The sequence below is a fragment of the Pseudomonas sp. GM50 genome (assembly GCF_000282375.1).
GTDB lineage: Bacteria > Pseudomonadota > Gammaproteobacteria > Pseudomonadales > Pseudomonadaceae > Aquipseudomonas.
This window is the reverse complement of the sequence record NZ_AKJK01000008.1, coordinates 52028-76448: the sequence shown is the minus strand read 5'-3', so window position 1 is coordinate 76448 and position 24421 is coordinate 52028. Positions and strand designations below refer to the sequence as shown.

Genomic DNA, 24421 nt, shown 5'->3' with positions numbered 1-24421 from the left:
CAGCCCGCAGCCCCGCCAGTGGCTTGAGGCGGTCAGCGGTGAAAACCTTGGTGCCAGCGATTTGCACGAAGACATCAACGGAACGCATCCCCTGGCTCAGCAAGTCGTGATGCTGCGTCATTCACGGCGCTTCGGCGAGGGCAGCGGCATTGGCCAGTTGGCCCGTTGGGTCAACCGGCAGCAACCCGAGGAAGCCCGCAAGTTACTGGCGGCTGGAAGCCATGGCGACGTATTTTCCCTGCCTCTCAAGGGTGAGCAGGACCGGGCGTTGGAGCGGTTGTTGCTCGAAGGTCATGGCGAGGGGCCGCAAGGTTATCGGCATTACCTGAGTCTTTTGCGCAGTCAGCGGCCGCCGCTCGACAGCCCGCTCGACGATCCACGCTGGACCCATTGGGCGCGTGTGGTGCTGCAAGCCTTCGACGCCTTCCAGCTATTGTGCGCGGTACGCAAAGGGCCTTGGGGTGTGGAAGGCTTGAATCAGCGAGTGACCGACGCGCTGCTCAAGGCTCGGCTGATTGACAGCGACCACCAGTGGTACGAAGGTCGGCCCGTGCTGATGACCCGCAACGACTATGGCCTGGGTTTGATGAACGGCGACATTGGCATTGCCCTCAAGCTGCCGGAACGTGAGGGCCCCGATGCTGGACGGCAAGTGCTGCGTGTGGCCTTCCCGCGCAACGATGGTCAGGGCGGTGTGCGCTTTGTCCTGCCAAGTCGGCTCAACGATGTCGACACCGTGTACGCCATGACCGTACACAAATCCCAGGGGTCGGAATTTGCCCATACGGCGCTGATTCTGCCGGACGCCCTGAACCCTGTGCTCACCAAGGAACTGATCTATACCGGCATAACCCGGGCCAAACACTGGTTCACCCTGATCGAGCCTCGTGCCGGCGTATTCGAAGAGGCCGTGCGGCGCAAGGTCAAGCGCTTGAGCGGGTTGATGCTGGAGCTGGAAGAGGGTATCGAGCCGAGTCACTGAACGGGCGGCGCCAGACGACGGAATCTGTCCGAAGTGCCGTGGTGCGTGGCCTCGCTGGTGTTTCGGTGCTGTGCTATCGTTGCGGCATCATTTCGTTGCGATCGAAGAGAATCCCTGCATGAAGGTGGCTGTCTGTGCGACAGAGCGCGTTGTTGGCTGCAAGCAAGTGCTGCTTGCCGGCCTTCTCTGTTTGTTGACGGGCGTTGCCTTCGCTCAGCCTGAAACCGTCGAGAGCAAGGCCGACCAGCGTGCCAGATCAGTCACTCAGGTGGTGCTCGGGATCCTCAGTTATGCCCGGTGGCCTGTTGAGCCTCAACAGTTGCGTCTGTGCGTGGTCGGCCCTACCGAGTACACCGACGATCTGGTCAAAGGCACTACCCAGGCCACTGGTCGGGCTGTCACCGTGCGACGGCTTTTGGCCGATAACCCGGCCATTGCCGGTGAATGCGACGCGGTGTACATCGGCAAGCTGACCAGCGACGAACGCAGTCGATTATTCGCCTCGCTGACAGGGCGCCCGGTAGTGAGCATCAGCGAAGGCGGCGATCAATGCACCGTCGGCAGTCTGTTCTGCCTGCGGGTCGGCGATGAACAGGTATCCTTCGAGGTCAACCTCGACTCGGTCGCCCGCAGCGGTGTGCGCATCCATCCCAGTGTGCTGCAACTGTCGCGTCGCAAGCCGGCGGCACCATGAGTCTATTCAAATCTCGTATACGTCCGACCTTGGGTTCGGTAATCGGCCGTGGGCATTTGATCGTCGCCCTGGTGGGCGTGGCCATGGCCAGTGTTTCGTTGACCCTGCTGGGTGTTCTGGCCTTGCGGGTTTATGCCGATCACAATCTGCATCTGATCGCCCGTTCGATCAATTACACCGTGGAAGCCGCGGTGGTGTTCAACGATAAGGTCGCCGCCACCGAAGCGCTGGCATTGATCGCGTCCACCGAAGAAGTGGCCGATGCACAGGTGATGGACGAGAAAGGCGAGTTACTCGCACGTTGGCAACGGCCGGAAACGGGATTGTTGTCCGATCTTGAAGTGCAGATCGCCCGGGTGATTCTGGAAAAACCCATCAGCATGCCGATCCTCCATCAAGGACAGGAAATCGGCAGCATTCTGCTCATCGGTCACGGCGGCAGTCTCATGCGCTTTTTGCTCAGCGGCCTGATGGGGATCGTCTTGTGTACCGCCGTCAGTGCCTGGGTTGCGCTCTATCTGGCGCGTCGACAATTGCGGGGGATCACCGGCCCGTTGCGCAGCTTGGCTGCCGTGGCTCACGCCGCTCGCAGCGAGCGAGCCTTCGACCAGCGCGTGCCGCCCGCCGATATTGCCGAACTCGACAACTTGGGCAACGACTTCAATGCCTTGCTCGATGAACTCGAATCCTGGCAGACCCACCTGCAAAGCGAAAACGAAACCCTGGCCCACCAAGCCAGCCATGACAGCCTTACCGGACTGCCCAATCGGGCATTTTTCGAAGGCCGCCTGATGCGTGCCTTGCGCAATGCCAGCAAACTGGATGAGCGAGTGGCCGTGCTGTTTCTCGACAGCGACCGGTTCAAGGAGATCAACGATAACTTTGGCCATGCTGCCGGCGATGCGGTGCTGATCGCCGTGGCAACGCGGGTTCGTGCGCAGCTGCGTGAAGAGGACCTGGTCGCGCGTCTGGGCGGCGACGAGTTTGCCGTCCTGCTGACACCGCTGCATAAAACCGAAGACGCCGAACGGATTGCTGACAAAATCATCGCCAGCATGGAAATACCCATCCAGTTGCCGGGCAGTATTCAGGTGTTGACTTCACTCAGTATCGGCATCGCCGTGTACCCCGATCATGGGGTCACACCGGGGGCGTTGCTCGATGCTGCCGACGCTGCGATGTACCAGGCCAAACGCCTTTCCCGAGGCGCGCAGCAAACGGCAGGGGCGGAGTTCCCTGTCGCCCATGTTCAAACCAGGAGCTAATGTCTGTGTTCACCTTCAATCAGCGTTCTCTACGATTTTTCACGATCACCCTGTTCCTGGCCTTGCTGGCATTGACCGGTTGCCAGACAGCACCGCAAAAGGGTCTGACCCCGGCGCAAATCGCTGTGCTCAAGCAGCAAGGTTTCGAAATGACGGATGATGGCTGGGCCTATGGCCTGTCAGGCAAAGTTTTGTTCGGTAGCGATGTCGAGAGTCTCAACCCCGCCAGTACCGAGATTGTCGAGCGCATTGGCAAGGCGTTATTAAGTGTGGAAATCGAGCGCGTGAGAATCGACGGCCACACCGATGCTTCGGGCCAAGAGTCCTATAACGAACAGCTCTCTCTGCGTCGCGCAAAAAGCGTCGGCAAGGTTTTGGCCGCTGTCGGCATAAAAGAAGAAAACATCCAACTGCGCGGCCTGGGTAGCAGCAAGCCTGTTGCGTCCAACGACACTGCAGTTGGACGCACCGAGAACCGTCGGGTGTCGATCGTGGTTAGCGCGGATTAATCGGCGAACAACATCTCTCGACTTTCCCCCATCAACAGCGCTTGATTCTGCTCGGTGACCCCACGGATGTAGTCCCACAGCAACGTGATCCGCTTGAGTTTGCGCAGGTCTTCGCGGCAGTACATCCAGAACTGCCGGGTAATGGTGATCTCTTGCGGCAACACCGGCAGCAATCGCGGATCCTGAGCCGCCAGGAAGCAGGGCAGAATCGCCAGTGACCGTCCTTGCTGCGCCGCTACGAACTGCGCGATCACGCTGGTGCTGCGCAGATTGGCACTGGCACCGGGCAACACATTCGCCAGGTACAGCAGCTCCGAGCTGAACGCCAGATCGTCCACATAACTGATGAATTGATGTTTGCCCAAGTCTGCCGGGCGGCGGATCGGTGGGTGCTTGTCCAGATAATCCTGGGTCGCATACAGCTGCAGTCGGTAGTCGCAGAGTTTGCAGCAGACATACGGGCCATGTTCCGGCCGCTCCAGCGCGATGACGATGTCTGCCTCGCGTTTGGACAGGCTGATGAAGTGCGGCAGCGGCAGGATGTCCACCGAGATCGCCGGGTAGGCGTCGACGAAATGGCTCAGCTGCGGGGTGATGAAAAAGCTGCCGAACCCTTCGGTGCAACCCATGCGCACATGCCCGGACAACGCCACGCCGGAGCCCGAAACCTGTTCGCAGGCCATGTGCAGAGTGCTTTCGATCGACTCGGCGTAACCCAGCAGCCGCTGGCCTTCGGCAGTCAGGACGAAACCGCTGGTGCGGGACTTTTCAAACAGCAACGTGCCTAACGAGGCTTCCAGCGAACTGATGCGTCGCGACACGGTGGTGTAGTCCACCGCCAGGCGCTTGGCCGCGGTGCTGGCCTTGCGAGTGCGGGCAACCTCAAGGAAAAACTTGAGGTCATCCCAGTTCAACGAGCCTAAAGACGTGATGTTTTTTTGCATGATGGACCGGCTTTTATGTGCGTTCTTATTAGAAGTTTGCACATCTATACTCCAAAAACAGTCCGACAACCAATTCGCGACACATGCCTCACCTCAAGGCGACTTTCTCGCCTTGGCTCCAAAGATCGCTCTCTAAATAAGAACAACGTCCGGAGACCAATATGAACGCATCGCTAGAAACCACCGTGCAAAAGGTCAAGTTGTTGATCGATGGCGAGTGGGTCGAATCCCAGACCACTGAATGGCACGACATCGTCAACCCGGCGACCCAGCAAGTGTTGGCCAAAGTCCCATTCGCGACAGCTGCCGAAGTCGATGCCGCCATCAGCGCCGCCCATCGCGCCTTCCAGACCTGGAAGCTGACGCCGATCGGCGCGCGGATGCGCATCATGCTCAAGCTTCAGGCGTTGATTCGCGAACATTCCAAACGCATTGCCGTGGTACTCAGCAACGAGCAGGGCAAAACCATTGCCGATGCTGAAGGTGATATCTTCCGCGGCCTGGAAGTGGTCGAACACGCCTGCTCCATTGGCAGCCTGCAGATGGGCGAGTTCGCCGAGAACGTCGCGGGTGGTGTCGACACCTACACCTTGCGTCAACCGATCGGCGTCTGCGCCGGCATTACTCCGTTCAACTTCCCGGCGATGATTCCGCTGTGGATGTTCCCGATGGCCATCGCCTGCGGCAACACCTTCGTGCTCAAGCCGTCCGAACAGGACCCGATGTCGACCATGCTGTTGGTGGAACTGGCCATCGAGGCCGGCATTCCGCCGGGTGTGCTCAACGTCGTTCATGGCGGCAAGGATGTCGTGGACGCGCTTTGCACCCACAAGGACATCAAGGCTGTTTCGTTCGTCGGTTCGACTGCGGTCGGCACGCACGTCTATGACCTGGCCGGCAAACACGGCAAGCGCGTTCAATCGATGATGGGCGCGAAAAACCACGCCGTTGTGCTGCCGGATGCCAACCGCGAGCAAGCCCTCAACGCTCTGGTCGGCGCCGGTTTCGGTGCGGCCGGGCAACGCTGCATGGCCACATCCGTCGTGGTGCTGGTGGGCGCGGCCAAGCAATGGCTGCCTGACCTGAAGGCGCTGGCGCAGAAACTCAAGGTGAATGCCGGCAGTGAGCCGGGCACTGATGTTGGCCCGGTGATTTCCAAGCGAGCCAAGGCGCGGATTCTCGATCTGATCGAAAGCGGCATCAAGGAGGGCGCCAAGCTCGAACTGGACGGTCGCGACATCAGCGTTCCGGGCTACGAGAAGGGTAACTTTGTCGGCCCAACCCTGTTCTCTGGTGTCACTCCCGAGATGCAGATATACACCCAGGAAATATTCGGTCCGGTGCTGGTGGTATTGGAAGTCGATACCCTCGATCAGGCCATCGCACTGGTCAACGCCAACCCATTCGGCAACGGCACGGGGTTGTTCACCCAGAGCGGTGCGGCGGCGCGTAAATTCCAGACGGAAATCGACGTCGGTCAGGTCGGCATCAACATCCCGATTCCTGTGCCGGTGCCGTTCTTCAGCTTCACCGGTTCCCGTGGTTCGAAGCTCGGCGATCTCGGTCCGTATGGCAAGCAAGTGGTGCAGTTCTACACTCAAACCAAGACCGTCACTGCGCGCTGGTTCGATGACGACAGCGTCAACGACGGTGTGAACACCACCATCCACTTGCGTTAAGGAGCCGGACATGAAAATCGCTTTTATCGGTCTCGGCAACATGGGCGCGCCGATGGCGCGCAACCTGATCAAGGCCGGCCATTCACTGCGCCTGGTCGACCTGAACACAGCTGTGCTGGCAGAGCTCGAGCAGCTGGGCGGCAGCATCAGCGCTTCGGCGCGTGAAGCGGCTCAAGGTGCAGAGCTGGTGATCACCATGCTGCCAGCCGCTGTGCATGTGCGCAGCGTCTGGCTGGGTGAAGACGGCGTGTTGGCGGGAATCGCCAAGGGCGTGCCTGCAGTGGATTGCAGCACCATCGATCCGCAGACGGCGCGCGACGTTGCCGCAGTTGCCGCTAAACAAGGCGTGGCCATGGCCGATGCCCCGGTCTCTGGCGGTACCGGCGGTGCTGCGGCCGGGACACTGACTTTCATGGTCGGCGCTACGCCTGAGCTGTTCGCCACCCTGCAACCGGTGCTGGCGCAGATGGGCCGTAATATCGTCCACTGTGGCGAAGTCGGTACCGGGCAAATCGCCAAGATCTGCAATAACCTGCTGCTGGGGATTTCCATGGTCGGCGTCAGCGAGGCCATGGCCTTGGGCGATGCGCTGGGGATCGACACGACGGTACTGGCGGGGATCATCAACAGTTCCACCGGGCGCTGCTGGAGTTCGGAGATGTACAACCCGTGGCCCGGCATCGTCGAAACGGCGCCGGCCTCGCGCGGTTATACCGGCGGTTTCGGTGCCGAACTGATGCTCAAGGATCTGGGGCTGGCCACTGAGGCGGCACGTCAGGCGCACCAACCGGTGGTGCTCGGCGCGGTGGCGCAGCAGTTGTATCAGGCGATGAGTCAGCGTGGGGAAGGTGGCAAGGACTTCTCGGCGATCATCAACAGCTATCGCAAACCCCAATAAGGGGACGGGGATTACTGGCGGGTTTGCCTATGGTGAGAGGGCTTGCCTATGGTGAGGGGCTTGCCTGTGGCGAGGGGGCTTGCCCCCGTTGGAGTGCGTAGCGCTCCCCCTGCATTCCTTCATTCATACCGCATATACTGCATCGGCAGGTTTGACGACGGCTTCGCCGCCGAACGGGGGCAAGCCCCCTCGCCACAAAAGCCCCTCGCCACGGGGACTGCGTATTTCAGTATTTCCGAGAGACCATGTCGGGTGGTCTCTCGGTTTTTTGCATCAGGCAAACACGAAATATTTGCGCACGGTCTCAACCACTTCCCACGTGCCTTTCATGCCTGGCTCGATAACGAAAATATCACCGGCGCGAAGATGGATCGGTGCCATGCCTTCCGGGGTGATGATGCAGTAGCCTTCCTGGAAATGGCAGTATTCCCACTTCACGTATTCCACATACCACTTGCCCGGCGTGCAGATCCAGGTGCCCATGATCTTGCTGCCGTCTTCGCTGGTGTAGGCGTTGAGGTTGACGGTGTGCGGGTCGCCTTCGAGTTTTTCCCATTTGCAGGCGTCGAGCACGGGCAGTGGATGAGTATCGCGAAGGACAGTAATCGGTGCGGTCATGATGACTCCGGGCAGTGGGTTCAAGAACTGAAGTCGCACCCTATAGCGCCCATACACCGTTCAGTTGTCTGTATTCGACATTGAGCTGTCCAGAAACGCGCAGACTCTCAAAGACTTTCCAGCGGGCAATCGGCTCTGGCCTGTGTGAGGCTGGCTTCGAACTCGACCAATTGCTCGTGTTGATGCCTGAGTGCGGCAATCCTCTGGCTGATTTCGCGTTTCTTGGCATCGATGGCTTGCTGCGCCAATGACCAGGGCATCGCCAGGCCTTGATGTTCGGTAAAGATCGCCTGCAACTCCTTGAGCTTGAAGCCCAGTTGCTGGGCGCACTTGATGAAGATCAGCAGGTCGACGCTGTGCTGATCATAGACACGGTATTTTCCTTGCCGCCGAGCGGCAGGCAGCAAGCCGATCGACTCGTAATGGCGGATACTCTTGATTGTCGTGCCCGAGCGATGCGCGGCTTGGCCGATGTACATGAAAAGTCCTTTTTTGCCGAGGATAAGCCAGCCCCATTATCGGCAGACTCATCGGCTGGCGATAGCCTGGGCTTGCAGCAGCCAGGTTTCGCGCTGACCGGCGCTGGACCCAAGAACCGGCCCGAAGGTGAGCGTGCGCCGAGGTTCGATGCCGCAAAACGCCAGGGTGGTTTTGCGCATCTGATGCAGCCCGGGCATGCGGTAGATCCAACGGTAATACCAGGGTGGCGTGTCCATGGTCACGAGCAGGTGCGCGCTACGGCCATACAGCAATTTGTCGGGGAAGGCCTTGCCTTCGCGATACTTGAAGGCGAAGCCGGGAAGCAACACCCGATCAAGAAAACCCTTGAGCAAGGCCGGTATACCGCCCCACCAGATCGGATAGACCAGGGCCAGGTGTTCGGCCCACAGAATGTCCGCCTGAGCACGGCGCAAGTCGGCTTCCAGCGGCTGCACATGTTGATAGCCTTCGCGCAGCACCGGGTCGAAGTCCATTTTGCCCAGCCACAGTTGGCGCACCTCATGACCGGCACGCAACGCTGATTGTGCGTAGCGTTCGGCAAGTGCGCCGCAGAAACTGTTGCTCGAAGGATGACCGAGGATCACCAGAATTCGCTTGCTCATCGTAACGGTCCCTGAAGATGAAACCTCAAGGGTAAAGTCTGCCCCTCAGGGGAGAGTCAAGACGTTCAGCAAAGCCTGGGCGTAACCGGGCAGCACGGCGAAGTCCCGGGCGCACAACAACAGTTTGCGTCGTGCCCATGGCTCTTTCAGTGCGATGCTTTTGAACGGTGTTTCAGTCGGCCAGCGTTCGACCGCCGCCAAGGGCACGATCGCCAGCCCGGCACCTCGGGCGACCATGCGCATCACACCATCGAAGCCATCGGCACGGATGCGGATTTGCATCCGTAAGCCGCTGTGCAGGGCTTGTTCTTCCAGGTACACGGCCAAGGCGCTGTTGGCGTTCAGGCCGACGTAATCGTGGTGCAGGGTGGCGCTGAAACTTAACGGTCCGGTGTCGGCCAAGGGGTGATCCCATGGCAGGATCAACACCAGTGGGTCGTCACGGAAATAGCGGGTCTGAAGGCCGTCGGCATCCACGGCGTCGGACACGATGCCCAGGTCTGCCACACCTTGGCGCAAGGCGTGGGTGATGCGCGTACTGGGCAACTCTTGGAGGTCGATGTCGAGGTTCGGATGATCGCGCAGAAAGTCTGCCAGCAACTCCGGCAGGTACTCGGTGATCGCTGTGGTATTGCACAACAACCGCACCTGGCCTTTGACCCCTTTGGCGTATTCGGCCAGGTCCTGCTGCATGCGCTCGGCCTGTTGCAAAAGAACTCGGGCGTGCTGCGCCAGGGCCCGGCCGGCAGGCGTCGGGCTGACACCGCGGCGACCTCGCTCTAGAAACTCGATGCCCAGTGAAGCCTCCATGGCGCGGACTCGAGCGCTCGCCGCCGCCAGCGACAGATGGCTGCGGGCGGCGCCGGCGGTGATGTTGCCGGTGTCGAGGATGTTCAGGTAGAGGCGCAGGTCGGTCAGGTCGAAGTGCATTGTTACAGCCTCGGGAGGTTTGTTGTCTGGGCGGGCGTCTTCGCGGGCAAGCCTCGCTCCTACAGGGTTTACGCTGCACCTGTAGGAGCGAGGCTTGCCCGCGAAGACGTCATCAGCAGCAACGAAAACTTTAGCCTCTACCAAATCAAGAGGCAGCCTCAGTATATGGCAGATTTCCAGGGCAACCATCAGGGCTCACCATAGCCCCATGAATACACTCGCCGCGTTCTACCAACATCTGGGCTTGTCCCTGACCTTGCTGGTCATAGCCACCTTCCTGCTGGCCGGGATGATCAAAGGCGTGATCGGCCTCGGCCTGCCGACCATTGCCATGGGCTTGCTCGGTCTGGCTATGGCACCGTCGCAGGCTGCGGCGTTGCTGATTATTCCCGCGACGCTGACCAACGTCTGGCAACTGGCATTCGGCGGTCATTTGCGCAGGCTGCTGAACCGGTTGTGGCCGATGCTGCTGGCGATTTTCATCGGCACGGGCGCCGGTACTCTGTGGATCGGCATGGCCGGTGGGCATTGGGTCGTGCGAGGGTTGGGGGCGGCGTTATTGATTTACGCCTTGAGCGGATTGTTCCTGCCGACCTTGCGTGTCGGCAGTCGTAACGAGCGTTGGCTCGGTCCGCTCTGCGGTGTGCTGACGGGCGTCATCACTTCGGCCACCGGCGTCTTCGTGATTCCGGCGGTGCCTTATCTGCAAGCACTGGGCTTGAGCAAGGATGAACTGGTGCAGGCGCTGGGCCTGTCGTTCACCGTCTCCACCCTGGCATTAGCTGCCGGGCTGTTATGGCGCGACGCCCTCGGCAGTGGCGAGCTGAACGCGTCGCTGCTGGCGCTGATTCCGGCGGTGCTCGGCATGCTGTTGGGGCAATGGCTGCGCCAGCGGATCAGCGCCGTGTTGTTCAAGCGCGTGTTCTTCATCGGCCTCGGCGTACTCGGCGGCCACTTGCTGATCAGCGGCTAGACGACGCGCTGAGCATCTCGATCGGCCGGATATCGAAATCCCGTTCCAGAAACTCCATGCGCTGGTCGAGGAACTGCTTCATGTGCGGCAGGTTCGAGTGCGCATCCAGATGGGCCTGGGACTGCCAGATCTCGTAGAAGATAAACAGCGTCGGGTCCTGTTTGTCGCGCAGCATGTGGTACTCGATGCAACCGGGTTCGGCGCGACTCGGTTCGACATAAGCACGGAACAACGCTTCGAAGGTCTCGGCTTTTTCCGGGCGGGTCTTGGCGTGCAGGATGAAGCCATGCAGTTCGCTCATCAGGTTCTCCTTGGATGTCAGAATCGGCACAAGCTTATGGCAACAATCGCTTGTTGATTCGTGCGTATTGGTCAAATGAATTTTGCTGATCCTGGGCTTATTCCACGCGAGGTCGATCGCTACTCTGCCGCCATCGAATTTCAACCTTGCGAGATTTCTCCCATGAAAAAAGTCCTGTTGCTCAATGGCGGCAAAAAATTTGCCCACTCCGATGGTCGCTACAACACGACGTTGCACGAAGCGGCGCTGAGCGTGCTGGATCGCGGCGGTGTGGATGTAAAAGCCACGTTCATCGACGAGGGGTACGACGTCGCGGAGGAAGTCGCCAAATTCCTCTGGGCCGATGTGATCATTTATCAGATGCCAGGCTGGTGGATGGGCGCGCCCTGGACCGTCAAGAAGTACGTCGATGAAGTCTTTACCGAAGGCCACGGCAGCCTCTATGCCAGCGATGGCCGCACGCGCTCCGACGCGTCACAGAAGTACGGCAGCGGCGGTTTGTTGCACGGTAAAAAATACATGCTGTCGCTGACCTGGAACGCGCCGCAGCAAGCCTTCGACGACCCGACCGACTTCTTCGAAGCCAAAGGTGTGGATGCGGTGTACTTCCCCTTCCACAAGGCCAACACCTTCCTCGGCATGACCGGTTTGCCGACCTTCCTGTGCGTCGATGTGATGAAACGCCCGAACGTCGAAGCCGATGTGGCGCGTTATGAGCAGCACTTGAGCGAGGTGTTTGGCCTTAAGGCATAACGCTCAGCTACTATCGATATCTGAAGCAGGCGCTGAATCTGTGGCGAGGGGGCCCCGTGGCGAGGGGGCTTGCCCCCGTTCGGCGGCGAAGCCGTCGTAAAATAAGTAACTGCGGACTATCTGAATCACCGCGTTGGCAGGTTTGGGGTCCGCTTCGCGCACCAACGGGGGCAAGCCCCCTCGCCACAGGGGCCCCTCGCCACAGGCAAGCCCACCCTCCACAGTAGAACGGCGCAGGACAATCGATAAGGGATACACGTGAAAGCCAGATCCGATGAGTTGCAGATTTTCGTCTGGGTGATTGAGTGCGGATCGATTTCGGCTGCGGCCGAACAGGTCGGGCAAACGCCGTCGGCGGTCAGCCGCACGCTGTCGCGTCTGGAGGCCAAGCTCGACACCACGCTGATCAACCGCACCACGCGACGCATGGACCTGACCGAGGAGGGCAAGTACTTCTTCGAGCACGCCAAGCTGATTCTCGATCAAATGGACGAACTCGAAGAGCGCCTGTCCTCACGGCAGCAAACCCCTTCCGGGCGTCTGCGAATCAACGCCGCCTCGCCGTTCATGCTGCACGCCATCGTGCCGTACATCGATGAGTTCCGCCGTCTCTACCCGGACATCCAGCTCGAACTCAACAGCAATGACCTGATCATCGACCTGCTCGAACAAAGCACCGACATCGCCATCCGCATCGGCACGCTGGCCGACTCGACCTTGCACGCCCGCTCCCTGGGTTGCAGCCCGCTGCACATCGTCGCCAGCCCGGCGTATCTGGAACAACACGGCATACCGAACGCTGTAGCGGATTTGACCGAGCACAAGCTGCTGGGCTTTACCCACAATGAAGGCCTCAACCAATGGCCGCTACGCTATGTCCATGGTGATCGTTGGCCGATCCAGGCATCGATCAGTGCGTCGAGTGGTGAAACGGTCAGGCACCTCGCGCTGGCCGGCCAAGGCATTGCTTGCCTATCGCACTTCATGACCATCGACGACATCCGCGCCGGTCGCTTGCAGGTACTGCTGGCGGAATTCAACAGCGGATATCGCCAACCGATCAACGCGGTGTACTACCGCAACTCGCAACTTGCCCTACGGATTCAGTGCTTCCTGGACTTCATTCAGGGTAAATTGGCGGCTTACGCGATTGCGGATTTCAAGGGCTGATTCGTAGACCGCGTCATCGTTCTTCGCGAGCAAGCCCGCTCCCACATGGGCCCTGTGTCGTTCCCATCATCGTGAATCGACGCAAGTCCATTGTGGGAGCGGGCTTGCTCGCGAAAGCGTTTCCGACGCCCCATTAACTGGCCGGTTCGCCCTCAATTCCGTAACATCCGCCCTCTCTTCTCCCGCCTGTATTTTAGGTAAGCCATGAAACCCAAACGTCTGCGCGCCGATGTCCTGGCCGGACTCACGACCTCTTTCGCCCTGCTGCCCGAATGTATCGCCTTCGCGCTGGTGGCCCACCTCAATCCATTGATGGGGCTTTACGGCGCTTTCATCATCTGCACCCTGACAGCGCTGTTTGGTGGGCGGCCGGGGATGGTGTCTGGCGCCGCCGGGTCGATGGCCGTGGTGATCGTCGCGCTGGTGGTGCAGCACGGTGTGCAGTACTTGCTGGCGACGGTGCTGCTGGGTGGGCTGATCATGCTGGCGTTCGGTCTGTTGAGGCTGGGCAAACTGGTGCGCATGGTGCCGCACCCGGTGATGCTCGGTTTCGTCAACGGCCTGGCGATTGTCATTGCCCTGGCCCAGTTGGAGCACTTCAAGAGCGGTGAAGGCTGGTTGAGTGGTGCGCCGCTGTACATGATGATCGGCTTGGTGGCGCTGACGATGGCCATCGTTTACCTGATGCCGCGCCTGACGCGCACCGTGCCGCCGGCGTTGGTGGCGATTCTGGGTGTTGGGCTGGCGGTTTATCTGCTCGGCCTGCCGACCCGTACCCTGGGCGACATGGCGCACATCGCTGGCGGCTTGCCGACACTTGCGCTGCCAGACATCCCCTGGAGCCTGGAAACCCTGCGCATCATCGCCCCTTACGCGATATTGATGGCATTGGTCGGCCTGCTGGAAACCTTGCTGACGCTGAACCTGACCGACGAGATCACCGAGAGCCGCGGCTACCCCGACCGCGAGTGCGTGGCATTGGGCGCTGCCAACGTGGTCTCTGGTATGTTCGGCGGCATGGGCGGCTGCGCCATGATCGGGCAAACCGTGATCAACCTCAGCTCCGGCGGTCGTGGTCGGCTGTCCGGTGCGGTGGCCGGGGGGATGATCTTGCTGTTTGTGCTGTTCCTTTCGCCGCTGATCGAGCGCATTCCGCTGGCCGCATTGGTCGGGGTGATGTTCGTGGTGTCGCAGCAGACGTTCGCCTGGGCTTCGTTGCGGGTGCTGAACAAGGTGCCGCTGAACGATGTCCTGGTGATCATCGCGGTCACGGTGATTACGGTGTTCACCGATCTGGCCATCGCCGTGTTGTGCGGGATCATCATAGCGGCGCTCAACTTTGCCTGGCAACAGGCTCGCGAGTTGTATGCCGACAGCTATCAGGAAAGCGACGGCAGCAAACTCTACCGCCTGCACGGCACATTGTTTTTCGCCTCTACCGCGCCATTCCTCAACCAGTTCGATCCCGCCAACGACCCGGCCCAGGTGACCCTTGATTGTCGCCACCTGAGCTTCGTCGACTACTCGGCCATCGCTGCGCTGAAGACATTGCGCGAGCGCTACACCAAGGCAGGCAAGCAGCTGCGCGTTCTGCATTTATCCGAACGCTGCAAGAAACTGCTCAAACGCGCCAGCGAGCATCACGACTGAAATCGATGAGTGATCGTTCCCATGCTCGCGTGGGAACGATCAGCGTCGGGGGGATGAAAGTTCCACTAGCGGATTTTCATAACTCACGACCTGCCATACCTCTGCACGACATCCCTTATCCCTCCACGAAAATTACTTTCACTTCGTTTGAAAGTAGCTCGTCGAAATGATTTATGAGTTTCACAACTTATTCGACGTGACCCTTTCGAGGAGTGCCGCATGACGCTTTCCTTCGGCTATTGGCTGCTGGTGTACGCCGCCATCGCGATCATTGCGCTGATCGTTCTGATCGCCCGTTACCGGCTTAATCCCTTCATTGTCATCACCCTGGTGTCCATCGGTCTGGCGCTGCTGGCCGGGATGCCGCCGTCGGGTGTGGTCGGGGCGTATGAGGCCGGGGTGGGCAAGACGCTGGGGCATATCGCGTTGGTGGTGGCGCTGGGTACGATGCTTGGCAAGATGATGGCCGAGTCCGGCGGCGCCGAGCAGGTGGCGCGTACGTTGATCGACCGCTTCGGTGAAAAAAATGCGCACTGGGCGATGGTGTGTATCGCCTTTCTTGTAGGGCTGCCGCTGTTCTTCGAGGTCGGTTTTGTCTTGCTGGTGCCCATCGCGTTTACCGTGGCGCGGCGGGTGGGCGTGTCGATTCTGATGGTCGGCTTGCCGATGGTGGCGGGCCTCTCGGTGGTCCACGCACTGGTACCGCCGCATCCGGCGGCGATGCTGGCGGTGCAGGTCTATCAGGCGTCGGTGGGACAGACATTGCTCTATGCGATTCTGATCGGCATTCCGACCGCGATCATCGCCGGTCCGCTGTATGCCAAATTTATCGTGCCGCGCATTCAGCTGCCGGCGGATAACCCTTTGGAGCGCCAGTTCCTGGAGCGTGAACCGCGCGATAGCCTGCCGGGTTTCGGTATCACCATGGCGACCATTTTGTTGCCGGTGGTGCTGATGTTGATCGGTGGTTGGGCCAATCTGATTTCCACACCGGGCAGTGGTTTCAACCAGTTTTTATTGTTCATTGGCAACTCGGTCATCGCCTTGTTGCTGGCGACCTTGCTAAGTTTTTGGACCCTCGGCCTGGCCCAGGGCTTCAACCGCGAATCGATCCTCAAGTTCACCAACGAATGCCTGGCGCCGACCGCCAGCATCACCTTGCTGGTAGGCGCCGGCGGTGGCTTGAACCGGATTCTGGTGGACGCTGGTGTCACCAATCAGATCGTCAGCCTGGCCGATGAATTCCAGCTGTCGCCGCTGTTGATGGGCTGGCTGTTCGCCGCGTTGATGCGCATCGCCACCGGTTCCGCCACGGTGGCGATGACCACCGCATCAGGGATTGTCGCGCCGGTGGCCGTTGGTCTGGGTTATCCCCACCCGGAGTTGTTGGTGCTGGCGACGGGGGCGGGGTCGGTTATCTTTTCCCACGTCAACGACGGCGGCTTCTGGTTGATCAAGGAATACTTCAACATGACCGTCACCCAGACCTTCAAGACCTGGACGGTGCTCGAGACCATCATCTCGGTGGTCGCCTTCGGTTTGACCGTAGGTCTTTCTTACCTGCTTTAGTCGGAGCCATCCGCCATGGACATCCTCTATCAGATCCGCGCCCGTCAGGACTCCTTCAGCGCTGGTGAAGGACGTATCGCTCGGCTGATGCTCGACGACGTAGGATTTGCTGCCTCCGCCAGCCTCGATGAGCTGGCGCAGCGGGCGGAAGTCAGCACCGCCACGCTCTCGCGTTTTGCACGTACGGTCGGTTGCCGCGACCTGCGCGATTTGCGCCTGCAACTGGCCCAGGCCAGCGGCGTCGGCAGTCGCTTTCTCGACCCGGCGGGTACACCCGAGCAGTCGGCGTTCTACGGACAGATCGTCGGCGATATCGAATCGACCCTGCGTCAGCATTTGTCGGCATTCGACGAGTCGCGCTTCGCCGATGCGGTAAAACTGCTGGGCAAAGCGCGGATGATTCACGCCTTCGGCATGGGCGGCTGCTCGACCTTGTGCAGCGGTGAATTGCAAGTGCGGCTGGTGCGCCTCGGCTACCCGATTGCGGTGTGTCATGACCCGGTGATGATGCGCGTCACCGCCGCCAGCCTCGGTGCCGAACACGCGGTCATCGCCTGCTCGCTGACCGGCATCACGCCCGAGCTGCTCGAAGCAGTGGACCTGGCTCGCAGCTACGGCGCCCGAATCCTCGCGATCACCCGGGCTGACTCGCCACTGGCGCAACTGGCCGATGTGCTGTTGCCGCTGCAAAGCGCCGAGACCTCATTCATCTACAAACCCACGGCGGCGCGCTACGGCATGTTGCTGGCCATCGACGTGCTCGCCACTGAGCTGGCGCTGGCCAATCCTGAAGACAATCAAGAACGTCTGCGGCGGATCAAACTGGCCCTGGACGACTACCGCGGCGGCGACGATCACTTGCCGCTGGGAGACTGACATGACGTACGACACGCTGATCCGCAACGCGCTGATTATCGATGGCAGCAACATCCCCGGTTACCCCGCTGATGTGGCGATTCTGAACGGTCGCATTGAGCGTATCGGCGACTTGCACGATGCGAGTGCCAGCGAAGAAATCGACGCGGCCGGAAGGGTGTTGGCTCCAGGTTTCATCGACGTGCACACCCACGACGATACAGTGGTGATCCGCCAGCCACAGATGTTGCCCAAGCTCAGCCAGGGCGTGACCACGGTGATCGTCGGCAACTGCGGAATCAGCGCTGCGCCGGTGAGTTTGCGTGGCGAGCCGCCGGACCCGATGAACCTGCTCGGCACAGCGACTGCGTTCGTCTATCCGCGCTTCAGCGACTATCGCGCCGCCGTCGAAGCGGCAAATACCACGCTGAATGTGGCCGCATTGGTGGGCCACACCGCGCTGCGCAGCAATCACCTGGACGACCTGTTTCGCACGGCCAGCGCCGCTGAAATCAGTGCGATGCGCGAGCAGTTGCGCGAAAGCCTTGAGGCCGGTGCCTTGGGGTTATCCACAGGCCTGGCCTATGCCAACGCCTTCTGCGCCTCCACCGACGAAGTGATGCAATTGACCGAAGAGCTGAGCGCATTCGGCGCGGTTTACACCACCCATTTGCGCAGCGAATTCGAACCGGTGCTGCAGGCCATGGACGAAGCATTCCAGATCGGTCGTCACGCGAAAACGCCAGTGATCATTTCCCACCTCAAATGTGCCGGCGCCGGTAACTGGGGGCGCAGCCCGCAACTGCTGGCTTCCCTCGAACGCGCCGCGAAAACCCACCCAGTGGGCTGCGATTGTTATCCCTATGCGGCGAGCTCTTCGACGCTGGACCTCAAGCAAGTCACCGACGCCCATCGCATCACCATCACCTGGTCCACACCGCATCCGCAAATGGGTGGCCGGGAATTGATCGATATCGCCGCCGAGTGGGACGTTTCGTTGCTCGATGCCGCCAGACGCCTACAACCGGCCGGGGCGGTGTATTACGGCATGGACGAAGCCGACGTACGAAAAATCCTCGCGCATCCGCTGACAATGGTCGGCTCCGACGGCTTGCCGGAAGACCCGTTTCCTCATCCACGCTTATGGGGCGCGTTCCCACGAGTGCTCGGACATTTCAGTCGCGATGTCGGACTGTTTCCGCTGCACACCGCCGTACACAAGATGACCGGGCTGTCGGCAGCGCGATTTGGCTTGAAGGAACGTGGCGAAATTCGCGAAGGGTATTGGGCGGATCTGGTGTTGTTCGATCCTGCGACGATTCGCGATGTGGCCGACTTCAACGATCCGCAACGGGCGGCGGAGGGCATTGATGGGGTGTGGATAAATGGTGTTTTGAGTTACAGCGAAGGTCAGGCAAATGGGAGAAGAGAGGGGCGGTTTCTGGCGCGGGAAGGGGATTTGCGTAAAGGGTTTCGGTGATCGGTGATGCCGGAAAGATCGCACCCCCTGTAGGAGCTGCCGAAGGCTGCGATCTTTTGATCTACGTCTGATGGTGGCACATCGCAATTAAAGAAAGCCGCAAACAAGCCGAAGCGCTGACATCCAGCCCAGCTACACTCTGGGCCTTCTCAATCTGGGAGCAACTCCATGAGCTTCGGCAAAACCACCCCAATCCTGCGGATTTTCGATGAAACCAAGGCATTGGAGTTCTACGTCGACTTCCTGGGGTTCAAGATCGACTGGCAGCATCGCTTCGAAACAAACTTCCCGCTATACCTGCAGATATCGCGTGGCGAATGTGTACTGCACCTGTCCGAACACCACGGCGACAGCACACCGGGCTCGGCGTTGCGGATCGAGACCGATGAGCTAGAGGCTTTCCAGCAGCAATTGTTGGCCAAGGAATATTCTTTCGCTCGCCCACAGATTCAGGCGATGCCCTGGGGCAGCCAGGATATGACTGTGACTGATCCGTTTGGCAATCGGTTGGTGTTTACCAATGCGATTAGTGTCTGAGCGGTAGATAGCCTTCGCGGGCAAGCCTCGCTCCTGTAGGAGCGAGGCTTGCCCGCGAATGGATCTGTCATTCACCGCTGACTTAACGTCAGACCCGGAAGTGACTCACCATCATCTGCAACTGATTACCCAACCGCGCCAGTTCAACACTGGACGCAGCTGTTTCGTCGCTGGCAGCGGCGGTCTGTTCGGACACGTCGCGTACGTTGATGATGCTGCGGCTGATCTCTTCGGCCACGGCGCTTTGTTGCTCGGCGGCGGCAGCGATCTGCTGGTTCATCGACTGGATGTTGGACACCGTGCGGGTGATGTTTTCCAGTGACACGCCGGCCTTGCGAGTCAGCGCCACGCTGCTGTCGGTCAGGGCACGGCTGTTGTTCATTACCGCCGACACTTGTTGAGTGCCGTTCTGCAGACCGGCCACCAGGCCTTCGATTTCCTCGGTGGATTTCTGCGTGCGCTGGGCCAGGCCACGAACTTCGTCGGCCACCACGGCAAAACCACGACCGGCTTCACCGGCACGGGCCGCTTCGATGGCGGCGTTGAGTGCCAGCAGGTTGGTCTGTTCGGCCACGGCCTTGATCACGTCCATGACGCTGCCGATCTTGTCGCTTTCCTGCTGCAGCACGCTCATGGCTTCGGTGGAGCGCGCCACTTCGCTGGCCAGGCGTTCGATCTGGGCGATAGCTTCGTTGACCACTTTATCGCCTTCTCGCGCTTCGCCATCAGCGGCGGCTGCGGCCTGGGACGCTTCTTCAGCGTTACGCGCGACTTCCTGCACTGTGGCAGTCATCTCGTGCATGGCGGTGGCCACTTGATCGGTCTCGATTTTCTGGCTGTTGACCCCGGCGCTGGTTTGCTCGGTCACGGCTGAAAGTTCTTCCGCGGCGCTGGCGATCTGGGTGACGCCATCGCGGATACCGCTGATCAAATCGCGCAAGGTCACGCCCATGCGTGCGATGCCTTGCTGCAGCACGCCGAGTTCGTCGCGGCGAGTCACTTTGACGTCCTGGGACAGATCGCCGCTGGCGATGCGCTCGACCACGGCCAGGGTATCGCGCAACGGACCGGTGATCTGACGGGTGATGATCACGGCGGCAATGACACCCACCAGCAATGCCAGCAAGGTGCTGATCAGTTGCAGCGTGCGGGCCTGGGCGCTTTCGGCGTCGCGGCGGTCGAGCTGGATCTGATACAGGTGGTCGCTCAGGGTCACGATGGTGGCGCCCTGGTCAGTCATTTCCTTGCGCGCCTGCACCGCATCGGTGTTGGCGGCCTTATACGCTTGCAAGGCGCTGCGGTAGTTGCTCAGCGCGGTTTCCAGTTGACGCAGGGCGTCTTGCTGGGTCTCGGCGAAATGCACATTGAGCTGTTTCAGGCTGGAGATGGCCGTGTCCAGTTGGGCGACGGCTTTTTGCTCAGTCTCGGCGTTGGTGCTGGCCGTGTAACCACGCACTTCGTAGCGAGCCAGGATGAACGCTTCCTTGGCCGCGGTGATGGCCTGGAACTGTTCGAAGCGCTGGTCGCTCAGGGGCATTTGCTGCACGCGGGTGCTGATCGCTTCGATCAACGTGTTGGCGGTTTCAGCATTGGCGCCCATGGCGTCGCGGGCGCTGTTACCGGTGCGATAGGCGCTGCGCATTTTGTTCAGGGATATCTGGTAAGCGCTGATGGTCGCGCTCTGCTCTTTGAGCAACTTGACGTTTTCCGGGCTCTTGAAACTCGACAGCAACGATTGTTGCTGAGCGACGAAGCCGTCGAGGGTGGTCTGCACATTCTGAGCGGCGGTTTCGTCACCGTTGGTCAGCATGTATTGCAGGCGAACCACACGCAGCTTGGTCAGGCCGGCGTTGAGCTGAGTGATGTCGCTCATCCAGTTGCTGCGGTCAATCAACCCGCCCAGGCTCGTCCAGCCGGTCAGGGCGAGAACGCAGGTCAGTGCCAGGACCAGGCCGAATCCCAGGCCCAGTTTCAGGTTCACGCTGATATTACCGAACCAGCTATTCATCAATATTCCTCCAGGAACGTTGTGCTTCTTGATCGTCGGTTGGCTGGAAGATTGTTGTTTTAAGAGCCAGCAAGGGGGGTTAGCAGGTCTGTATCGGCAGCAATCCCGGGAGCTGAAAGGTTTTTGTTGGGCAAAGTTTGTAACAAGGTTTTCACATGGGTTTCACCGGTTGCCGACGCGCGCCTCTTTACCCTCGCGGCATCGAATGACAAATGGTGCATGCCGGCGAGGCGGCTTGATGTGGAATTGAGACTGAGTCTGTTCGGGATAAAACGCTCGATCGATCTGAGCCGTTTGGCTCGTTATCGAAACGCCGCAGTCGTGCTGGCATCTGCCTTGTTGGTTATTCCGCTGACGATTTGGCTGTTGCGACCCGCTGCTGTCCCGGACCTGGCCCATGGCAATGTGGCGGGTGCCCGGGCGTTGGCGACCGGTTGGGCCAAGGGCGACATGATCGTGCTGGTGCGCCACGTCGAGCGTTGTGATCATTCCACGGCTGCCTGTCTGATCGGCAACGATGGCATCACCGATCGCTCCCGCAGCGTGGCGGTGAGTGTCGGCGCGCAGTTCGAGCATTTGGGGCTGGATCAGGCCGACATCTATAACAGCCCGATGATGCGTACGGCGCAAACCGCCGGTTACATGTTCAACAAGGTCGGCGTTGGTGAAGACTGGTTGATGCGCTGCAGGGGCAGCATGCTGCGCGATGCCCTGGCGCACAAGGTGGCCGGGCGCAACCTGATTCTGGTGACCCACAGCGAATGCATGGTGCAACTGGAAAAAGATCTCAAGTTACCGACCGCAACCCTTGGTTACGGCGCTTCCCTGTTTATCTCCGCCAAAAAGTCTCAGCCGCCGCACATGCTCGGTTTCATCGAAGCCTCTGACTGGCGCTCGGTGACCACTGAATGAGCTTCACCATCATTGCTCTGGATCAGGACGTACAATGCTGACTTCTTCCCGTTACCGCTTTTACTGGGGGAACTTTGGTATTCCGCTGGCCTGTGCGGTCGTGGTGTTCCTGCTGTTTGACCTGACTAAAATCGACATTGCCTTCAGCGATCTTTTTTATGATCCGGCCACCCGGGTGTTCCCGTTGGAGCATGTCCGGCTGTTCGAGCAGATCACCCATAAATGGGCGCGGATCATCCCGAACTGGACCGGTGAAGTTGCGATCATCGGCGCCTTGCTGTCGTTTCTCTGGCCGCGTCTGAAGATTGAAAAGCATTCGAAGATCATCGCGTTCCTGGAAAAAATCAAAGTCGCGCCGGTGCTTCGGTTTGCCAGTAAACACCGTCGGGACTTCCTCTATGTGGTGTTCGCGTTTTCCATCAGCACTGGCGTTATCCACTACCTAAAAGGCCACACCAGTGTGTATTGCCCGGTCGAAACGACTCAGTACGCCGGGAAAATCGAACACAAGGAGTGGTACCAGAATTTCGATCTGCTAAAAGTCGCAGGCGATGGTCGTTGCTGGCCGGGTGGACATGCGTCGGGCGGCTTCACGATGCTCGCGCTGTACTTTGTGGCTCGCCGCTACCGCTGGCGGTATTCCAAAGCGCTGATGCACGGCTCGTTGCTGCTCGGTTTCGTCTACGGCACGACGCGGGTTCTACAGGGTTGGCACTACATGTCCCACACCTTCTGGGCCGGAATCTTTGTATGGCTGGCATGTTTGCTGACGGCGTTGGCGTTCTATGGACGGGCGCGGCTGGAGCTGCCGGTGCTACAGAAGGCTGCGTCACCTGTTGTTGAGCCGTTTACAGGGTTACAAAGTAGTAAGCCTGACGTCCCACCTTCATGGTCTTGAGCACCTTCAAGGGCGCGGCGGGTTCATGTGACCCGGCCATGAGCGCCACATTGGAAGGAGAAGCACGCAGAAACTCATGCAGTTGCGCCTCGGTATCCAGGCCCTCGAGCACGCGTTGGGTATAGAACACGCTGGCGCCGCCCACCCGTTCGTTGGCCTGAAACAACGCGACCTGTTGCCCGCTGGCCTGCAACGTCTGAATCTGCTCCGTCAGCGGTAGAAAGGACAGTTTGCGATCGGCGTGAGGCAATGCCCATTGAGCCGCGGCGAGGTAACCGCCGATCACTACGGCAAATATGCCCATGGCAACGCCGCGACGGTGCCGGGCAATGAGTCCCAGCCAAGTCGTAGCTTCGATGTGGGTCTTGAGTCGTTCGAACAGTACGTTCGCATATTCTGCAGCCATCATCGCCGCCGCAGGCGTCATGGACATCAAGTACACCGTGCGCTTGCTCGATGCCAGGGTCAGCATGACGAACTGCGCCAGCAGCCACACCGTGAAGAACAACAGGTAACGATTGGCCATCAGGCTTTTGCGAAAATGCCACAGCCCCAGGTACACCAGAGTATTCCAGGGCAGGAAGGCCTCCGGCAGCTTGGCCAGGTAGTAGTAGAACGGTTCGTAATGCCCGGCCTCGACGAAGGAACCGCTGAAGCGTCCGACGCTGTTGGTCAGCAATACTTCCCCCACGGCATGCACCCCACCACGCTGATACAGCACCGCGAGCCAAATCATCAGAGGCACTAGCCCCAGCAGCGTCAATAAACCGGGGCGCAGCCAGTGCGAAAATTTCAGGCGCTTGTCCATCAAGGTTTCGATCAACAGATACGCAAAGATCACCACCCCTGGCATCGCCAGCCCCAGCACACCCTTGCTCAAGGTCGCGATGGCGATTCCTGAAGCAAACAGTAACGCGTTACCAACGGACGAACGCCGTTGCCCCTGAAAGAACGCCAACAGCGCCATGGTCACACCAAGGGCCAGCAATGCGTCCTCACCGACGCCGCGCACGTTGCTCCAGTAACTGGCCATGGTCGCCAGCAGTATCCCCGCCGTCCACGCAACTGCCTCGGGCCGGCCGAACCGCCGCAGCATCGCGTACAGCAGCATCACGCTGAACAACCCGGCAAACGCCGACGCCAGCCGCACCGCCCAAGGCGTACCGCCAAATGCGCGAATCGCCCCGGTATCGAGCCACAAACTCAAGGGCGGCTTTTCAAGAAACGGTTCGCCGAACAAACGAGGCGTCACCCAGTCGTTATCCAGGTGCATCTGCATGGCAATCCCGGCAACCCGTGCCTCCGTGGAGCCTTGTAACTGGTGATTGCCCAACGCGAAGAAAAACAGCAGAGCGGCAAGCAGAAACAGTGAAGAGGCAGGACGTGACATGAGTTTCTAGCTACCGAGCAGGGGACCGGGAAGCTTGAGCATATGGGGGGAATGCTTAACGAAGGGTGAACGGCCTCGCATTGTTATCGGGCGTGGTGTGCGGAGCAGGATTCGTGTTTGTACCGCTGTAGCCCCCGTGCCCGTGCGCCGGTCACTTGAGATCATCGCCAACAAAGCGGCAGGCAAAAAAAGCCCGCGGGAGGCGGGCAAACCGTAGTTTCTTGAATGAGCGAGGGGAATGTACAGGTTGGAGAGAGAGGGTGGGGTGAAGAAAAATTCATGTGGATGGAAGGCTTCTCCGTG

Annotated in this window: 24 protein-coding genes and 1 pseudogene; 16 read left to right on the top strand and 9 right to left on the bottom strand. The window is 59.9% G+C overall.

Annotated features, from left to right (window positions below; translation table 11 throughout):
- The 4 genes from PMI30_RS27320 to PMI30_RS27335 form a co-directional block, all read left to right on the top strand.
- Positions 1-982: ATP-binding domain-containing protein (locus PMI30_RS27320; RefSeq protein ID WP_008005558.1), on the top strand; the 982-nt coding region annotated here is incomplete at its 5' end.
- Between the two features lie 118 nt (positions 983-1100).
- Entirely contained in the window at positions 1101-1676 is a 576-nt protein-coding gene (locus tag PMI30_RS27325; protein WP_008005557.1) for a YfiR family protein, read from the top strand.
- On the top strand, positions 1673-2941 hold the full coding sequence (locus PMI30_RS27330) for a diguanylate cyclase domain-containing protein (protein WP_008005556.1): 1269 nt from the start codon (positions 1673-1675) through the stop codon (positions 2939-2941). The genes PMI30_RS27325 and PMI30_RS27330 overlap by 4 nt, the downstream gene beginning before the upstream one ends.
- 5 nt (positions 2942-2946) lie before the next feature.
- Positions 2947-3450 (top strand): OmpA family protein, encoded by a 504-nt coding sequence (locus PMI30_RS27335; RefSeq protein WP_008005555.1) that lies wholly within the window; start codon positions 2947-2949, stop codon positions 3448-3450.
- Here PMI30_RS27335 and PMI30_RS27340 read toward each other — a convergent pair.
- Entirely contained in the window at positions 3447-4394 is a 948-nt protein-coding gene (locus PMI30_RS27340) for a LysR family transcriptional regulator (protein ID WP_008005554.1), read from the bottom strand. The two genes, PMI30_RS27335 and PMI30_RS27340, sit on opposite strands and share 4 nt — an antisense overlap.
- A 161-nt stretch (positions 4395-4555) precedes the next feature.
- Between PMI30_RS27340 and PMI30_RS27345 the strand changes: the two genes are divergently transcribed.
- Together PMI30_RS27345 and mmsB are read left to right on the top strand one after the other, a co-directional pair.
- Complete coding sequence (locus tag PMI30_RS27345) at positions 4556-6073, top strand: CoA-acylating methylmalonate-semialdehyde dehydrogenase (RefSeq protein WP_008005553.1); 1518 nt, start codon at positions 4556-4558, stop codon at positions 6071-6073.
- A gap of 10 nt (positions 6074-6083) precedes the next feature.
- Positions 6084-6971: a 3-hydroxyisobutyrate dehydrogenase gene (mmsB, locus tag PMI30_RS27350; RefSeq protein ID WP_008005552.1), complete on the top strand. Its 888-nt coding sequence runs from the start codon at positions 6084-6086 to the stop codon at positions 6969-6971.
- Positions 6972-7244: 273 nt separating this feature from the next.
- Here the strand turns inward: mmsB and PMI30_RS27355 are convergent, their stop codons facing one another.
- The 4 genes from PMI30_RS27355 to PMI30_RS27370 form a co-directional block, all read right to left on the bottom strand.
- Entirely contained in the window at positions 7245-7589 is a 345-nt protein-coding gene (locus PMI30_RS27355; RefSeq protein WP_007900627.1) for a cupin domain-containing protein, read from the bottom strand.
- Between the two features lie 107 nt (positions 7590-7696).
- Positions 7697-8068 carry a MerR family transcriptional regulator gene (locus tag PMI30_RS27360; protein ID WP_008005551.1) on the bottom strand — a complete coding sequence of 124 codons (372 nt, stop codon included), beginning with the start codon at positions 8066-8068 and terminating at the stop codon, positions 7697-7699.
- A gap of 48 nt (positions 8069-8116) precedes the next feature.
- The gene (locus PMI30_RS27365) at positions 8117-8692 is read right to left on the bottom strand and encodes an NAD(P)H-dependent oxidoreductase (protein ID WP_008005549.1); all 576 of its coding nucleotides are present in this window, start codon (positions 8690-8692) and stop codon (positions 8117-8119) included.
- Between the two features lie 45 nt (positions 8693-8737).
- Positions 8738-9622 carry a LysR substrate-binding domain-containing protein gene (locus tag PMI30_RS27370; protein WP_008005547.1) on the bottom strand — a complete coding sequence of 295 codons (885 nt, stop codon included), beginning with the start codon at positions 9620-9622 and terminating at the stop codon, positions 8738-8740.
- A 208-nt stretch (positions 9623-9830) separates the two neighbouring features.
- On the opposite strand from PMI30_RS27370, the gene PMI30_RS27375 reads away from it, so the two are divergent.
- Positions 9831-10595 (top strand): sulfite exporter TauE/SafE family protein, encoded by a 765-nt coding sequence (locus PMI30_RS27375; protein ID WP_008005545.1) that lies wholly within the window; start codon positions 9831-9833, stop codon positions 10593-10595.
- On the opposite strand, the gene PMI30_RS27380 is transcribed toward PMI30_RS27375, so the two are convergent.
- Positions 10585-10896 (bottom strand): putative quinol monooxygenase, encoded by a 312-nt coding sequence (locus PMI30_RS27380; RefSeq protein WP_008005543.1) that lies wholly within the window; start codon positions 10894-10896, stop codon positions 10585-10587. The two genes, PMI30_RS27375 and PMI30_RS27380, sit on opposite strands and share 11 nt — an antisense overlap.
- Before the next feature lie 162 nt (positions 10897-11058).
- Between PMI30_RS27380 and PMI30_RS27385 the strand changes: the two genes are divergently transcribed.
- The 7 genes from PMI30_RS27385 to PMI30_RS27415 all read left to right on the top strand — a co-directional run bounded on the left by PMI30_RS27385 (position 11059) and on the right by PMI30_RS27415 (position 18910).
- Complete coding sequence (locus PMI30_RS27385; RefSeq protein ID WP_008005541.1) at positions 11059-11649, top strand: NAD(P)H-dependent oxidoreductase; 591 nt, start codon at positions 11059-11061, stop codon at positions 11647-11649.
- Positions 11650-11907: 258 nt separating this feature from the next.
- Entirely contained in the window at positions 11908-12819 is a 912-nt protein-coding gene (locus tag PMI30_RS27390) for a LysR family transcriptional regulator (protein WP_008005539.1), read from the top strand.
- A 204-nt stretch (positions 12820-13023) separates the two neighbouring features.
- On the top strand, positions 13024-14469 hold the full coding sequence (locus PMI30_RS27395) for a SulP family inorganic anion transporter (RefSeq protein ID WP_008005537.1): 1446 nt from the start codon (positions 13024-13026) through the stop codon (positions 14467-14469).
- A 219-nt stretch (positions 14470-14688) separates the two neighbouring features.
- Positions 14689-16038, top strand: a complete 1350-nt coding sequence (locus PMI30_RS27400; protein WP_008005535.1) for a GntT/GntP/DsdX family permease — start codon at positions 14689-14691, stop codon at positions 16036-16038.
- A gap of 15 nt (positions 16039-16053) precedes the next feature.
- Positions 16054-16914, top strand: a complete 861-nt coding sequence (locus PMI30_RS27405) for a MurR/RpiR family transcriptional regulator (RefSeq protein WP_008005532.1) — start codon at positions 16054-16056, stop codon at positions 16912-16914.
- Position 16915: 1 nt separating this feature from the next.
- On the top strand, positions 16916-18373 hold the full coding sequence (locus PMI30_RS27410; protein WP_008005531.1) for an N-acyl-D-amino-acid deacylase family protein: 1458 nt from the start codon (positions 16916-16918) through the stop codon (positions 18371-18373).
- Between the two features lie 168 nt (positions 18374-18541).
- Positions 18542-18910 carry a glyoxalase superfamily protein gene (locus tag PMI30_RS27415; protein ID WP_008005529.1) on the top strand — a complete coding sequence of 123 codons (369 nt, stop codon included), beginning with the start codon at positions 18542-18544 and terminating at the stop codon, positions 18908-18910.
- A gap of 88 nt (positions 18911-18998) precedes the next feature.
- On the opposite strand, the gene PMI30_RS32030 is transcribed toward PMI30_RS27415, so the two are convergent.
- Positions 18999-19703 (bottom strand): methyl-accepting chemotaxis protein, encoded by a 705-nt coding sequence (locus tag PMI30_RS32030; protein ID WP_411736821.1) that lies wholly within the window; start codon positions 19701-19703, stop codon positions 18999-19001.
- A 201-nt stretch (positions 19704-19904) separates the two neighbouring features.
- Positions 19905-20783, bottom strand: a pseudogene (locus PMI30_RS32025) (methyl-accepting chemotaxis protein); the annotation flags it as partial.
- Between the two features lie 375 nt (positions 20784-21158).
- Here PMI30_RS32025 and PMI30_RS27425 point away from each other — a divergent pair.
- Entirely contained in the window at positions 21159-21830 is a 672-nt protein-coding gene (locus PMI30_RS27425) for a histidine phosphatase family protein (protein ID WP_007900588.1), read from the top strand.
- A gap of 34 nt (positions 21831-21864) precedes the next feature.
- Positions 21865-22728, top strand: coding sequence for a phosphatase PAP2 family protein (locus tag PMI30_RS27430; RefSeq protein ID WP_008005527.1), 864 nt, complete (start codon positions 21865-21867; stop codon positions 22726-22728).
- On the opposite strand, the gene PMI30_RS27435 is transcribed toward PMI30_RS27430, so the two are convergent.
- The gene (locus tag PMI30_RS27435; protein WP_008005525.1) at positions 22679-24118 is read right to left on the bottom strand and encodes an ArnT family glycosyltransferase; all 1440 of its coding nucleotides are present in this window, start codon (positions 24116-24118) and stop codon (positions 22679-22681) included. The two genes, PMI30_RS27430 and PMI30_RS27435, sit on opposite strands and share 50 nt — an antisense overlap.
- Positions 24119-24421: the final 303 nt, after the last annotated feature.